The 14,218-nt window shown below is 70.1% G+C and carries 12 protein-coding genes; 2 read left to right on the plus strand and 10 right to left on the minus strand.

The window, feature by feature from the left end:
• Positions 1-31: 31 nt before the first annotated feature.
• From GV015_RS14570 to GV015_RS14595, 6 genes are all read right to left on the minus strand, one after another.
• On the minus strand, positions 32-1,216 hold the full coding sequence (locus tag GV015_RS14570) for an acetylornithine transaminase (RefSeq protein WP_159879021.1): 1,185 nt from the start codon (positions 1,214-1,216) through the stop codon (positions 32-34).
• On the minus strand, positions 1,213-2,118 hold the full coding sequence (argB, locus tag GV015_RS14575) for an acetylglutamate kinase (RefSeq protein WP_079707058.1): 906 nt from the start codon (positions 2,116-2,118) through the stop codon (positions 1,213-1,215). Before argB ends, GV015_RS14570 begins: the two co-directional genes overlap by 4 nt.
• Positions 2,119-2,120: 2 nt before the next feature.
• On the minus strand, positions 2,121-3,290 hold the full coding sequence (gene argJ / locus GV015_RS14580) for a bifunctional glutamate N-acetyltransferase/amino-acid acetyltransferase ArgJ (protein ID WP_159879022.1): 1,170 nt from the start codon (positions 3,288-3,290) through the stop codon (positions 2,121-2,123).
• Positions 3,287-4,330 (minus strand): N-acetyl-gamma-glutamyl-phosphate reductase, encoded by a 1,044-nt coding sequence (gene argC / locus GV015_RS14585; RefSeq protein WP_064294415.1) that lies wholly within the window; start codon positions 4,328-4,330, stop codon positions 3,287-3,289. Before argC ends, argJ begins: the two co-directional genes overlap by 4 nt.
• A 201-nt stretch (positions 4,331-4,531) precedes the next feature.
• Positions 4,532-5,221 carry a response regulator transcription factor gene (locus GV015_RS14590; protein WP_159879023.1) on the minus strand — a complete coding sequence of 230 codons (690 nt, stop codon included), beginning with the start codon at positions 5,219-5,221 and terminating at the stop codon, positions 4,532-4,534.
• Complete coding sequence (locus GV015_RS14595) at positions 5,218-6,501, minus strand: sensor histidine kinase (protein ID WP_159879024.1); 1,284 nt, start codon at positions 6,499-6,501, stop codon at positions 5,218-5,220. The genes GV015_RS14590 and GV015_RS14595 overlap by 4 nt, the downstream gene beginning before the upstream one ends.
• A 140-nt stretch (positions 6,502-6,641) precedes the next feature.
• Here GV015_RS14595 and GV015_RS14600 point away from each other — a divergent pair, with 140 nt between their 5' ends.
• A complete protein-coding gene (locus GV015_RS14600; protein ID WP_159879025.1) occupies positions 6,642-7,289 on the plus strand; it encodes a hypothetical protein in 648 nt (215 codons plus the stop codon).
• Between the two features lie 36 nt (positions 7,290-7,325).
• Entirely contained in the window at positions 7,326-8,885 is a 1,560-nt protein-coding gene (locus GV015_RS14605) for a UDP-N-acetylglucosamine 1-carboxyvinyltransferase (RefSeq protein WP_124769494.1), read from the plus strand.
• 73 nt (positions 8,886-8,958) lie between these two features.
• On the opposite strand, the gene pheT is transcribed toward GV015_RS14605, so the two are convergent.
• The 4 genes from pheT to GV015_RS14625 form a co-directional block, all read right to left on the minus strand.
• A complete protein-coding gene (gene pheT / locus GV015_RS14610) occupies positions 8,959-11,472 on the minus strand; it encodes a phenylalanine--tRNA ligase subunit beta (protein ID WP_159879027.1) in 2,514 nt (837 codons plus the stop codon).
• A 2-nt stretch (positions 11,473-11,474) separates the two neighbouring features.
• Positions 11,475-12,515: a phenylalanine--tRNA ligase subunit alpha gene (gene pheS, locus GV015_RS14615; protein ID WP_159879029.1), complete on the minus strand. Its 1,041-nt coding sequence runs from the start codon at positions 12,513-12,515 to the stop codon at positions 11,475-11,477.
• A 91-nt stretch (positions 12,516-12,606) separates the two neighbouring features.
• A complete protein-coding gene (locus GV015_RS14620; RefSeq protein WP_138944586.1) occupies positions 12,607-13,506 on the minus strand; it encodes an amino acid ABC transporter permease in 900 nt (299 codons plus the stop codon).
• Positions 13,503-14,150: an amino acid ABC transporter permease gene (locus GV015_RS14625; protein WP_079707378.1), complete on the minus strand. Its 648-nt coding sequence runs from the start codon at positions 14,148-14,150 to the stop codon at positions 13,503-13,505. The genes GV015_RS14620 and GV015_RS14625 overlap by 4 nt, the downstream gene beginning before the upstream one ends.
• Positions 14,151-14,218 lie beyond the last annotated feature (68 nt).

Consider the following 14,218-nt stretch of genomic DNA (forward strand, 5'->3'; position numbering starts at 1 on the left):
GGTGGTCCTGTTCGTGTGGGTCGATGGCCGGTCAGGCCCGGACGGCGTCGAGCGCCGCGCGGAAGAGGGAGGTGAACTCGTCGATCTCGGCGTCGCCGATGATGAGCGGCGGCGCGATCCGGATGCTCGTCGCGTTCGGGGCGTTGATGATGAGCCCTCGGTCGAACGCCGCGGCCGACAGCTCGGCCGCCACCGGGGCGCTCAAGCCGATGCCGATGAGCAGCCCGTGTCCGCGGACCTCCTCGACGAGCGGGGAACCGATGGCGGTGATGACGGCCCGCAACTGCTCACCGCGCGCGGCGGCGTTCTGCACGAGACCGGCGCGCTCGATCTCCTCGAGCACCGCGTTCGCCGTCGCGGTCGCGAGCGGGTTGCCTCCGAAGGTGCTGCCGTGCTGGCCGGGTCCGAACAGCTCGGAGGCGGCGCCGAAGGTGATGAGGGCGCCGATCGGCATGCCACCGCCGATCCCCTTGGCGACGGTGATCGCGTCCGGGACGATGCCGTCCCGCTGGAACGCGAACCACTCCCCCGTCCGACCGGCCCCGGTCTGGATCTCGTCGATGATGAGCAGCACGCCGTGTGCCTCGGTGAGTGCCCTGGCACGGGCGAGGTAGCCCTCCGGCAGGTCGATGACGCCGGCTTCGCCCTTGATCGGTTCGAGGATCAGCGCGGCGACCCGGTCGTCGATCGCCGCCTCGAGTGCCTCGATCGTGGTCGGGATGTGCTCGACGCCGCCCGGGAGCGGGTGGAACCCCTCCTGCAGGGCGGGCTTGCCGGTCAGGGCGAGCGCGCCGAAGGTCCGCCCGTGGAAGGAGTTCTCCAGGGTGAGGACCCGGGTCCGCGATCCGTCGCCGTGGTTGAGTCGGGCGAGCTTGAACGCCGCCTCGTTCGCCTCGGCACCGGAGTTCGCGAAGTACACCCGACCGCCCTCGTCCGCTCCGGCGAGACGCTTCAGTCGGGCCGCGAGCTCGAGCTGCGGCGGACTCGAGAAGTAGTTGGAGACGTGCGCGAGCGTGCTCGCCTGTCGCGTGATCGCACCGACGAACGCCGGATGCGCATGTCCCAGTGCGTTCACCGCGATGCCCGCGAGGAAGTCGAGGTAGCGGTTGCCCTCGGCGTCCCAGACATGGCATCCCTCACCGCGCGTCAGCATCGCGATCGGTGTGTTGAACGTGCGCATCATGTCGCGGTCGACGCGGCTCTTCCAGTCGCTCATGAGTCCTCCGGGACGACCTCGGTGCCTGAGCCGTTCTGGGTGAACACCTCGAGCAGGATGGAGTGGGGTACGCGGCCGTCGATGATGGCGGCCTTGGCGACCCCGCCGTCGACGGCGTCGAGGCAGGCGGTCATCTTCGGGATCATGCCCGATTCGAGCGTGGGCAGCATGGCTCGGAGCTCACTCGTCGTGATCTGCGAGACGAGCGAGTCGCGGTTGGGCCAGTCGCTGTACAGCCCGGCGACATCGGTCAGGATGACGAGCTTCGCGGCACCGAGTGCGACGGCGAGTGCCGCGGCGGCCGCATCGGCGTTCACGTTGAGCGTCTGGCCGGGCTGGTCGAGGTCGGGGGCGATCGAGGAGACCACCGGGATGTTGCCGGCGTCGAGGTAGGCCTGCACCGAGGTCGGGTCGACGCTGACGACGTCGCCGACGAGCCCGATGTCCACGGTCTCGCCGTCGACGACGATCGAGCGACGACGCCCGCCGAACAGGCCCGCGTCCTCGCCGGACAGTCCTGCGGCGAGCGGGCCGTGTTCGTTGATCCGCCCCACGAGCTCGGGGTTGACCTGACCGGTGAGGACCATGCGGACGACCTCCATGGCCTCGGGCGTCGTGACCCGGTACCCGCCGCGGAACTCGCTGTGGATGTCGAGCCGCTCGAGCATCGCGGAGATCTGCGGGCCGCCACCGTGCACGACGACGGGCTTGAGCCCCGCGTAGCGCAGGTAGACCATGTCCTCCGCGAACGCCTGCGCGAGCTCGTCGCTCACCATCGCGTTGCCGCCGAACTTGACGACGATCGTCTGGTCGCGGAAGGTCTTCAGCCAGGGAAGCGACTCGATGAGGGTGGCGGCCTTGATCGCCGCCTCCTCGGGAGAGTTGTCTCGATACTGGGTCATCATCAGCTCGCGTACGCGCTGTTCTCGTGCACGTAGTCGTGCGTGAGGTCGTTCGTCCAGATGGTGGCTCCCGTGTCACCGGCGTGGAGGTCGATGAGCACGTGCACGGCGCGCGGTGAGAGGTCGACGAGGTCGCGCGACTGATCCGGCTCGCCGGCGGTGCACACCTGGACGCCGTTCATGGCCACGTCGATCCCGTACGGGTCGAACTCGGCGCCCGTGGTCCCGACGGCCGCGAGCACCCGGCCCCAGTTCGGGTCGTTGCCGAAGATGGCCGCCTTGAAGAGGTTGCTGCGGGAGACCGCGCGGGCGACCTCGACCGCGTCGTCCTCGGACACCGCGCCGACGACCTCGATCGCGACGTCGTGGGCCGCGCCCTCGGCATCGGCTTGCAATTGCAGGGTGAGGTCGCGGCACACCTCCGTCAGCGCCTCGGTGAAGGCGGACAGCTCCGGGGTGACGCCGCTCGACCCTGACGCGAGGAGCGACACCGTGTCGTTGGTGGACATGCAGCCGTCGGAGTCGAGGCGGTCGAAGGTGACGCGGGTCGCGCTGCGGAGCGCCTGATCGAGCTGCGCCGGCTCGAGCACGGCGTCGGTCGTGATGACGACGAGCATCGTCGCGAGTCCGGGGGCGAGCATGCCCGCACCCTTCGCCATGCCGCCGACGGTCCATCCGTCCGCGCTCCGAACGGCCTGTTTCGGCTTCGTGTCGGTCGTCATGATCGCGGTCGCCGCGGCGAGCCCGGCCGCTTCGCTCGCACCGTCCTCATGGGCGACCGCGCGGGTGGCGTCCCAGACGCCCGCGGTCAGCTTGTCGAGGTCGAGCTGTTCGCCGATGAGCCCCGTGGAGCAGACGAGGACGTCGCCGGCCGAGATCGCGAGCCGCTCGGCGACGGCCTCCGCGGTCGCGTGCGTCGTCTGGAAACCGCGCGTCCCCGTGTAGCAGTTCGCGCCGCCGGAGTTCAGGACGATCGCCGAGACGATGCCGTCCTGCATGACCTGCTCGCTCCAGAGGATCGGGTTGGCCTTGCACCGGTTGCTGGTGAACACCGTCGCCGCATGCTGCAACGGACCGACGTTCTGGACGACCGCGAGGTCGAGGCCCCCGGAGGTCTTGAGGCCACAGGCGACGCCCGCCGCGAGGAACCCTGCTGCTGCTGTCACACTCACGGTGCCACTCCATTCACACTCAAGCCGGTCGTCTCGGGGAGCCCGAGCGCGATGTTCGCCGATTGGATCGCCGCGCCGGCGGTCCCCTTCACGAGGTTGTCGACGGCGGTCACGACGACGACCCGTCCCACCGTCTCGTCGACGGCGAGTCCGATCAGCGCGGTGTTGGCGCCGAGGACGTCGGCCGTCCGGGGGAACGAGCCCTCGGGCAGCACCTGGACGAACGGCTCGTCGGCGTAGGCCGTCTCCCAGGCCTCGCGGACCGCTGCCGCCGTGGTGCCCGGGACGATGCGTGCCGTCGAGGTGGCCAGGATGCCGCGCGACATCGGGACGATGACCGGGGTGAACGAGATGGACGCGCGATCGGCACCGGCCGCCCGGAGGCTCTGCGTGATCTCGGGGATGTGCCGGTGAGTACCGCCGACGGCGTACGGGTTGGCCGTGCCGAGCACCTCGCTCGCGAGCAGGTTGACCTTCAGGCTCTTCCCCGCGCCGGACGGCCCGACGGCGAGCACGGAGACGAGGTCGAGCGGCTCGATCACCCCCGCGGCGATGCCGGGCGCGAGGGACAGGGCGACGGTGCTCGCGTTGCATCCAGGAGCGGCGATCCGCTTGGCGCCCACGAGAGCGTCGCGCCCCCGACCGGTGGACGTCTGGAGCTCCGGCACGCCGTAGGCCCAGGCGCCGAAGTAGTCGCCGCCGTAGAAGGCATCCCAGTCGGCTTCGTCGACGAGCCGGTGGTCGGCTCCGCAGTCGACGACGAGGGTCTCCGGTGGAAGCGATGCCGTGACCTCACCCGACTTGCCGTGCGGCAGGGCGAGGAAGACGACGTCGTGTCCGGCGAGCACCTCCGGCGTCGTCGCCTCGAGGACGAGATGCCGGAGTGATCGGAGGTGTGGCTGGTGGTCGACGAGCGGTTGACCGGCGTTCGCGTGCGCGGTCACCGTCCGGACGTCGAAGTCGGGGTGGTCGGCGAGCAGCCGAAGCAGCTCGCCTCCTGCGTAGCCGGATGCTCCGGCCACCGCTACAGAGAAGGACATGGCTCTACCTTATTGAGTGGACGCTCGAGGGGCGGAGGCGGCGACTCCTGGACGACTGCACGGTCACCTGGACCGTGCGAGCACCGGGGTCGCCTATCGTCGCTCTGCGGTAGCGCGTGCGGACACGGGACGGCGGAGGGCGCGGAGCGTGATCGCCCGCGAAGAACCCTGTGCCTGGAAACGTGCCATGTCGAGAGCGTACTACGACGACGAGGATGCCGACGAATCCGCGCCCGGTGCAGCCCGCTCCGCGATGAGCGCGGCCTGCACCCGCGACCGTGCGTCGAGCTTCACGAGGATCCGGGACACGTGCGTGCGGGCCGTCGCCTCGGACAGCCCGAGCGCGGTCGCGATCCCCGCGTTGCTCAGCCCCTCGCGCAACTGCTCGAGGACCTCACGCTCCCGCGGTGTCAGCGTGGCCAGACCGGGGTGCGCCGGCGCCGGCTCCGGCACGACCGGGGGTCTGGCCGCGGCGAGACGTTCGAGGACTCGGCGGGTCACCTCAGGGGCGAGCACCGCCTCGCCCGCGTGCACTCGTCGGATCGCATCGACGAGGCCGGCAGCGGAGACCGTCTTCACCAGAAAGGCGTTCGCCCCGGCCGCCAGTGCCTCGTCGACGTACCGGTCGAGCGCGAAGGTGGTGAGCATGATGATGCTCGGCGGTGGGGTGGCCGCCGCGAGGATGGCCGGGATCGCGTCGATCCCGGAGGCACGCGGCATCTGGACGTCGAGCAACACGACGTCCGGTCGGTGTCGCACGGCTTGCGCGACGACGGCCTCCCCGTCCGCCGCCTCGGCGATGACCAGGATGTCGTCCGGCTCGTCGAGCAGCGCTCCGAGACCCGCTCGGACGGCCGCATGGTCGTCCGCGATGAGGACCGTGATGGTCATGACGCCCCTCCTGCAAGGGCGACCGCGGCGGTCGAGGGCGGCACGCGGGTCGGCACGGTGAGCGCCGTCCGCCAGTCGGGACCGTCCGGCCCCGCGATGAGGTCGCCTCCGACCAGACGTGCCCGCTCGGCCAGGCCGACGAGGCCGACCCCACCGGACCCGGCGAGCACCGAAGACGCGGTCGCCGTCGGCAGCGGGTTGCTGAGCGTGACGGACAGGGCACCGGGCGGGAGCGAGACCTCGACCCGCACGGAGGCACCCGGTGCGTGCTTCGCGGTGTTCGTCAGGCCTTCGACGAGCGTCCGGAGCCCGACGATCGAGGTCTGCGCGGGGACCTCGGCGAGCGCCGCGTCGTCCGGTGCCCGTACCTCCACCTCCAGTCCGTTGGCACGGGCGACCTCGACCGCGCGGCGGACCGACTCGGCCGTGAGTCGATCTGGTGCCTGGGCCAGGTCGTCGGCCGACTGGTCACCGCGGAGCACGTCGATCATCGTGCGCATGTCGGCGAGCGCGTCGAGACTGCTGGTCCGGACGAGTGCGAGGCTGCGCCGCAGCGCCACCGGGTCCGTGCCGTCGCGTCGTTCCAGGGCCGCCGCCGACTGCATCGCGATCGCCGAGAGGTGACCGGCGATGACGTCGTGCAGCTCCCGGCTGAGCTCGAGCCGTTCACGGGTCACGGCGTCCTGCCGGAGCGCAGCCGCCGCCTGGGCGATCGTGTCCGCGCGCTCGCGCTGGCGTTCGGCCTCGAGACGGGGGTACCGGACCATCCTGCCGTACCAGATCGAACTCGCCAGGATGACCGGGACGATGATGAGCGAGCCGAGGACCACGCCCCGACCGAGCCGGGTGACGGCCTCGACGTCGTCGGTGAACCAGATCACCGCGAAGACACCGACCGACACGACGGCGAGCGCGGTGCAGGCGAACGCGGCGACGTCCATGACCCGGGACCGCGAGTAGAGCGCCGCCGCGTAGGCGAGGTCGGACACGACGATGAGCATCCCGAGGCCGCTGCCTCCGGTGGTGAGCGCCTCGGCGAGGGCGATCAGGACGCCGACGGCCAGCGTGGTCAACGGGCGTCGGCGGCGGAGCAGGTGCACCGTCAGGATGGCGACGAGGAACGCGAGCGTGAGGAGGAGCGGCGGTTCCGACACGGTCGTCCCCCAGGGGACATGGATCCCGAGGAGGGCGAACAGGAGTCCCATGGCCGCGCACACCGTGGTGATGACCGGCTCACGGTGTCGATCCACCCATGCGCGCGGTCCTTCGAGAGCAGCCATACTTCCATCACACCAGCTCGAGCCGCGCGGCGCGAGCGTCGGAGGGACGAGCCGGCGTACGCAGTTCCGCTGACCCCGTCGCCGGAGGATCAGCAGCACGGTCGATGTGGCACGGCATCACCCCGCGACACCATCGGAACATGGACAGCTTCACTGAACTCTTCGGCACGAGCCCACTCATCTGGGCCATCCTCGGCGCGGAGGCCGCGTTCTGGATCCTCCTCTTCGGCGGGCTCGCGGTCCGCTACCTCCTCCGGCGGCGCCGGCTCAGCGCGATCATGTTGATCGGTGTACCGGTCGTGGACCTCGTCCTCCTGGTCCTGACCGCGACCGACCTCGCGTCCGGCGAGGAGCCGAACGTCACGCACCTCCTCGCGACCATCTACCTGGGCTTCACGGTGGCGTTCGGCCACGCGCTCATCACGAAGGCGGACGTCTGGTTCGCACACCGGTTCGCGGGCGGTCCAGCACCGCGGCCGAAGCCGAAGTCCGGGCCCGCGTACGTCCGGGCCGCCTGGTCGGAGTGGCGTCGGGTGGTCCTCGCCGTCGCGATCGCGGTCGCCGGGCTCCTCGCGATGCAGGCCATGGTCGGCTGGACCGTCCCCGCCTCCTTCGCCCTCGCGAACGAGGACGTCATCTGGGGCATGATCATCAAGCTCGTCGCGGTCACCGCCATCTGGTTCGCCGCAGGCCCGGTGTACGCCGTCCTCTTCCGGAGCTCCGCGCCCGCGTCTGACACCACGGAGCGGGTTTCGGATTCCGTTCCGTCATCTCAGGGGCGTCCCTAACGGCGCTCTATCTCATATCTGAGATAGAGTGACGACATGGAAGACACGGCAACGTTTGAACGAACGGACCCTGCGGCACCGCTCCGGCAGGTCGGAGCACTCATCCGCGGCGCCCGTCAGGGACGCAAACTCACCCAGGCCCAGCTGGCGGAACGCGTCGGTACGAGCCAGAGCGCGATCAACCGGATCGAGCAAGGCAGTCAGAACATCAGCATCGACCTCCTGAGCCGGATCAGCACCGCGCTCGAGAGTGAGATCGTCAGTTTCGGCGAACAGAAGAAGAACTCGCACCTCCGCGTCCAGGGTGGCCGACAGCTGCACGGGACCATCGCGGTGCGTTCGAGCAAGAACGCCTCGGTCGCGCTCCTGTGCGCCGCGCTCATGAACCGCGGCCGCACCACGCTGCACGGCATCGCCCGGATCGTCGAGGTCGACCGCATCATCGACGTCCTGCGCAGCCTGGGCGTCTCCGTGGTCTGGTCGCCCGACGGCCAGGACGTCGAGATCCACGTCCCGGACGACCTCTCACTCGAGAGCATCGACGAGGACGCCGGTCGCCGGACCCGCAGTGTGCTCATGTTCCTCGGTCCGCTGCTCGGCCGCTACGACACCTTCGCCCTCCCCTACGCCGGTGGTTGCGACCTCGGGACCCGCACCGTCGAACCGCACCTCATCGCGCTCCGGCCGTTCGGCCTGTCCATCGAGGCGACCGCCGGCTGGTACCAGGCCACCGTCGCCCCCGACGTGCCCGAGGAGCTGAGCGTCGTGCTCACCGAGCGCGGCGACACCGTGACCGAGAACGCCATCATGGCCGCCGCGGTACGCGACGGCGTCACGACCATCCGCAACGCCAGCCCGAACTACATGGTGCAGGACCTGTGCTTCTACCTGGAGCTCCTCGGCATCACCATCGAGGGCATCGGGAGCACGACGCTCCGGATCACCGGCCGCAGCGTCATCAACGAGGACGTGGACTACTGGCCGAGTGAGGACCCGGTGGAGGCGATGAGTCTGCTCACCGCCGGGATCGTCACCGACTCGGAGATCACCGTCACGCGCGTGCCGATCGAGTTCATGGAGATCGAGCTCGCGACGCTCGGCGAGATGGGACTGCGCTACACCCGCTCCCCCGAGTACGCAGCCGCGAACGGTCGGACCCGTCTCGTCGACGTCACCGTGCACCCCTCGAAACTGCACGCCCCGATCGACAAGATCCACCCCATGCCGTTCCCGGGGCTCAACATCGACAACCTCCCGTTCTTCGCGGTCATCGCGGCCTGCGCCGAGGGCGACACGCTCATCCACGACTGGGTGTACGAGGGCAGGGCGATCCACCTCACCGACCTGACCCGACTCGGCGCGAACGTCCGCCTGCGCGACCCGCACCGCATCGACGTCTCCGGGCCGACGCACTGGTCCGGCGCCGAGGTGAGCTGCCCTCCCGCGCTGCGACCGGCCGTCGTCATCCTGCTCGCCATGCTCGCCGCGAAAGGTACGAGCGTGCTCCGGAACGTCGACATCATCGCTCGCGGGTACGAGCAGCTGCAGGAGCGGCTCATCACCCTGGGTGCGTCGATCGAGACCTTCCGCGACTGAGTCCGTCCCGTCCGACGGACGCGGCCCCGCAGATCGTCGATCCGCGGGGCCGCTGTCGTCCGGTACGACCGGCTCAGTCCCGGATGCTCGCGCCGAAACGCTCGGCCGCCACTGCCGCGCCGGCGAGCTTCGCGTCGCTCGCCTCCGCCGCGGTGAGCGTGCGGTCCGGCGCGCGGAACCGCAGCGCGAAGGTCAGGCTCTTGCCGCCCTCGGGGACGCCCGAGCCGCGGTAGTCGTCGACGAGGCGGATGTGCTCGAGCAGCGAACCGGCTCCGACCCGGACGGCGTCGAGGACCTCGCCGGCGGAGACCGTCGCGGGGACGAGCAGCGAGAGGTCCTGCGTCGCAGCGGGCAGGGTGCCGATGCCGACGGCCTCGGGCAGTGCGTCGCCGAGCGCGATGATGCGATCCAGGTCGAGTTCCGCGACCGCTACGACGCGCGGCAAGTTCGCCTCCTCGGCGACGGCCGGGTGGACCTCCCCCGCGTATCCCACCAGGACGTCGCCCACGTGCAAGGCCGCGGTCCGTCCGGGGTGCAGTGCCTGGTGGCTGCCCTGCGAGACGGTGATGTCGACACCGGTCGCCACTGCGACGGCCTGGACGGCCTCGAGCGCGTCCGCGATACCGGCCGCGACGGCGGGCTGGCCCGGCTGCTTCGCGACGGCGTTGCCGACCGCGAGGAATCCCAGATGACGCGGTTGGGCCGGGACGCCCGCCTCGAGCTCCTCGAGCTGGGCCTCGCTCGGACGGACCGCCGCCTGCGGGAGTTCGGCCTGGCCGAACGCGCCGTGACGGGACGGACGGAACACCGCGCCGACCTCGAAGATCGAGAGGTCGGTCAGACCGCGCGAGACGTTCCGGTGGGCCACCGCGAGGAGACCGGGCAGGATCGACGCGCGGAGGAAGGGGGCCTTCGCGTCGAGCGGGTTCGCGAGCTTCACGGCCGGGAACGCACCCGGCTGCGGAGCGCCGAACCGGGCGTTCTCCTCGGCGGAGACGAACGGGTAGGCCAACACCTCGGTGGCGCCGCCGTAGGCGAGCGCGTCGGCGACCCCACGGCGCAGCCGCTGCGAACGCGAGAGCCCGCGTCCCGGAGGCGCGACGGGGAGCACCGACGGGATGCGGTCGTATCCGAGGATCCGCGCCACCTCCTCGGCGAGGTCCTCCTTGCCGGTGATGTCGTGGCGCCAGCTCGGCGGCGTCACGAGCAGGCCGCCATCGGTCGCCTCGACGGCCGCGCCGATCTCGGCGAGCGCGGATCGTGTCTCGTCCGCTCCGAACGTGACGCCGATGAGGCCGTTGATGTAGTCGTCGGGGAGCAGGATCGGCTCGCGATCCGGCGCCGTGGTGACGGTGGAGCCGAGGTCGTCCGTCCGGCCACCGGCCAGGTCGACGAGCAACTGCGCGACGCGACCGGCGGCCGCGACGGCGATCTGCGGATCGACACCGCGCTCGAACCGCTTCGAGGCCTCGCTCGGCAGCTTGTGGCGACGCGCGCTCCGCGCGATGGACACCTGGTCGAAGTTCGCGGCCTCGATGAGGACGTTGCGCGTGGCATCGGTGATCTCGGTGTCGAGGCCGCCCATCACCCCTGCGAGCCCGATCGGGCCCGAGTCGTCGGTGATCAGCAGGTCCTCGTCGTGGAGCTTCCGCTCCTGGCCGTCGAGCGTGACGAAGGTCTCGCCGGACCGCGCGCGCCGGACGACGATGCCGCCCGTGAGCTTGTCGAGGTCGTACCCGTGGATCGGCTGCCCGAGCTCGAGCATGACGTAGTTCGTGATGTCGACGACGAGCGACAGCGAGCGGATGCCGGCGAGCTTCAACCGCGCCACCATCCACGGTGGGGTCGGCTTCGTCGGGTCGACGTCGCGCACGACGCGGGTGACGAAGACGCTCGACCCGACGCGATCGCGGATCGGCGCCGCATCCTCGATCGTGACGGGGAAGCCGTCGAGTGGTCCGGTGAAGGCTTCGGGAACGCTCGCCGCCGGGTCGCGGAAAGCCGCCCCGGTCGCGTGCGAGTACTCGCGTGCGACCCCTCGGATCGAGAACGCGTACCCGCGATCGGGCGTCACGTTGAGCTCGACCGCAGCGTCGTCGAGACCGAGCAGGCTGATCGCGTCGGTGCCGACGGGTGCCTCGACCCCGATCGTCGAGAGGCGCAGGATCCCGTCGTGGTCCTCACCGAGACCGAGCTCGCGAGCCGAGGCGATCATGCCGTCCGACACGTGGCCGTAGGTCTTGCGAGCGGCGATCGGGAACGGACCGGGCAGGACGGCACCGGGCAGGGTGACGACCACCTGGTCGCCGACGAAGAAGTTGCCGGCGCCGCAGACGATGCCCCGCACGGCGCCCTCGGCGTCACCCTCGGCGACGCGGACCTGGCACCAGCGGATGGTCTTGCCGTTGGACTGCGGCTCCTCGACGAACTCGAGGACCTCGCCGACCACGATGGGACCGGTCAGCTCGAAGCGGTGGACGTCCTCCTCCTCGAGCCCGACGCGCACGAGCGCGGCGTGGACGTCTTCAGGGGTGGTCCCCGGGGCGAGTTCGACGAACTCCCCGAGCCAGCTCAATGGAACACGCACGACTACACCACCATCCCGAACTGCTGGGAGAAGCGGACGTCGCCCTCCACCATCTCTCGCATGTCCTGCACGCCGTCGCGCAGCATCAGGCCGCGCTCGACACCCATCCCGAAGGCGAAGCCCGAGTAGACCTCGGGGTCGATACCGGCGGACCGGAGCACGTTCGGGTTGATCATGCCGCACCCACCCCACTCGATCCAACGCGGTCCGTCCTTGAAGGTCGGGTGCCAGAAGTCGAGCTCGGCGCTCGGCTCGGTGAAGGGGAAGTAGCTGGGACGCAGGCGGACCTTCGCGTCGTCACCGAAGACGCTCTTCACGAAGTGGTCGAGCGTTCCGCGCAGGTGCGCCATCGTCAGGCCCTTGTCGACGGCGAGACCCTCGAACTGCATGAAGACGGGCGTGTGCGTCGCGTCGAGCTCGTCCGTGCGGTAGACGCGCCCGGGGGCGAGCACGTACACGGGGAGCTCGCGCTCGAGCAGCGAGCGCACCTGGACCGGCGACGTGTGCGTCCGCAGGACGAGGTGCGACTCCAGCGGCTCCACGAAGAAGGTGTCCTGCATCGCGCGGGCCGGGTGGTCGGCGTCGAAGTTCAGGGCGTCGAAGTTGAACCACTCGCTCTCGACCTCGGGCCCCTCGGCGATCTCCCACCCCATGCCGACGAAGATGTCGGACACGCGGTCCTGGAGGAGAGTGAGCGGGTGCCTGGCCCCGACCGACCGACGCAGCGGCACGGCGGTGACGTCGATCGCCTCGGCTGCGAGTCGTGCCTCCGTCTCCGCGGCGACGATCTCGCCCTCGCGCTCGCTCAACGCCTTCGAGACGCGCCCGCGGGCCTGACCGACCAGCTTGCCGAGCGCGGCCTTCTGGTCGTTCGGCACGCTGCGGAGCGATCCGTTGAGGGCGGCGAGCGGTGACGCTTCGCCGGCGTGGGCTGATCGGACCGCTTTCAGGGCGGCCGAGTCGGTGGCTGCGGCGATCGCTTCGAGAGCGGCGTCGACCGCGGCGTTCACCGCTGGTTCGGAGATTGGGGATGCGTCGGACACGAGAGCCAAGTCTACCCAGGCGGTCGGCCCGCATGGGCGACCGTCCTCGCCCCGACGGGGGCCCGATCGCCCGGGCTCCGTCGGGACGACGTCAGATGCTCGCGCCGGACGACTGGTTCCCCGCCTGGATGCCGAGGATCTTGGTCGTCGTGTCTTCCGTCACAGCCTGTTCCTTCGGCGTCCGCGGCGACCGTCGGGTACGCACCTCGACGATCTTCGCGACGCCCGAGAGGATCAGGCAGAGCACGATGTAGATCGAGCCCATCACGATGATCGAGGGGATGATCGGGCTGCCGTAGAGCGCCTGCGAACCGAACTGCTTCGCGAGGTAGAGGAGCTCCTGATAGGTGATCAGGAAGCCGAGCGCCGTGTCCTTGAGAGCGACGACGAGCTGGGCGATGATGACCGGCAGCATCGCGCGGATCGCCTGCGGGAACAGGATGAGGCGCAGGACCGCGGACTTCCGCAGGCCGATGGCGTAGGCGGCCTCGCCCTGCCCCTTCGGCAGCGACTCGATGCCCGCTCGGAAGATCTCGGAGAACACCGCGCCGTTGTACAGCGTCAGCGCGATGGCGACGGCGACGAACGGCGTCACGAAGGTGAAGCCGAGGGGCGGCAGCCCGTAGTACATGAGCATCATCAGGATGAGGACCGGGACCGCCCGGAAGAACTCGATGAAGATCGTGAACGGGACGCTGATGATCTTGTGGTCGGAGAGCCGGCCGATCGCCAGCACCAGTCCGAGGACGACGCTGCAGACGGCGGCGACCGCGAACGCGGACAGGGTCGCGCCCGTCGCCTGGAGGATCTGCTCCCAGACGCGCGGGAAGGTGAAGAGCTTCCACTTCGAGGCGGTGAACTGTCCGGTCTCGATGAAGCGGAAGACGACGAAGGCGAGGATGCCGGCGACGACGAGCACCGTCGCCGCACCGATCCAGCGATAGCGGACGATGGCCTTCGGACCGGGGGTGTCGAACAGGACGGAGCTCATCGCGCGATCCTCCACTTCTTCTCGAAGGCCCGTTGGGCGAGGGACAGGAGCGACACGAGGGCCACGAAGATGAGGGCCACCCACAGCAGTCCGATGAGGAGCGGCTCACCGCGCTCGGACAGGTTCGCGCGGATCGCGCCCGCCTCGGCGACGGAGAAGCCGGCTGCGACCGTCGTGTTCTTGAGCAGGGCGATGAGCACGCTGAACAGCGGTGGCAGGACGGCACGGAACGCCTGCGGCAGGATGACGAGCGTCATGGTCTGTCCGAACGGCAGACCGATCGCGCGTGCGGCCTCGGCCTGACCGATCGGCACCGTGTTGACGCCGGACCGCAGGACCTCTGCGACGTAGGTCGCGGTGTAGAGGCTCAGCCCGATGATCGCGAGCGTCGTGTAGCTCACTTCGGGGAGCCCGAGCTTCGGGTAGCCGAAGGCGAAGAAGAAGAGGATGAGGGTCAGCGGGGTGTTGCGCACCGTGTTGACGTACACGGTGCCGAAGAGGCGCATCGCCGGGACCGGCGAGACCCGCATGGCACCGACGATGGTGCCGAGGATGAGCGCGAAGAACCCCGACACCACGAAGAGCAGCAGGGTGTTGCGGAAGCCCGTGACGAAGAGGTCGAGGTTGTCGAGCAGGACGTTCATGTCGCGCACGCCTTTCGGGAGGGGGACGCCCCTGGCGGGCGCCTGGGCGGAGTCGACGGGACAGCTCC

Source organism: Plantibacter sp. T3 (assembly GCF_902506515.1).
Lineage (GTDB): Bacteria > Actinomycetota > Actinomycetes > Actinomycetales > Microbacteriaceae > Plantibacter > Plantibacter auratus.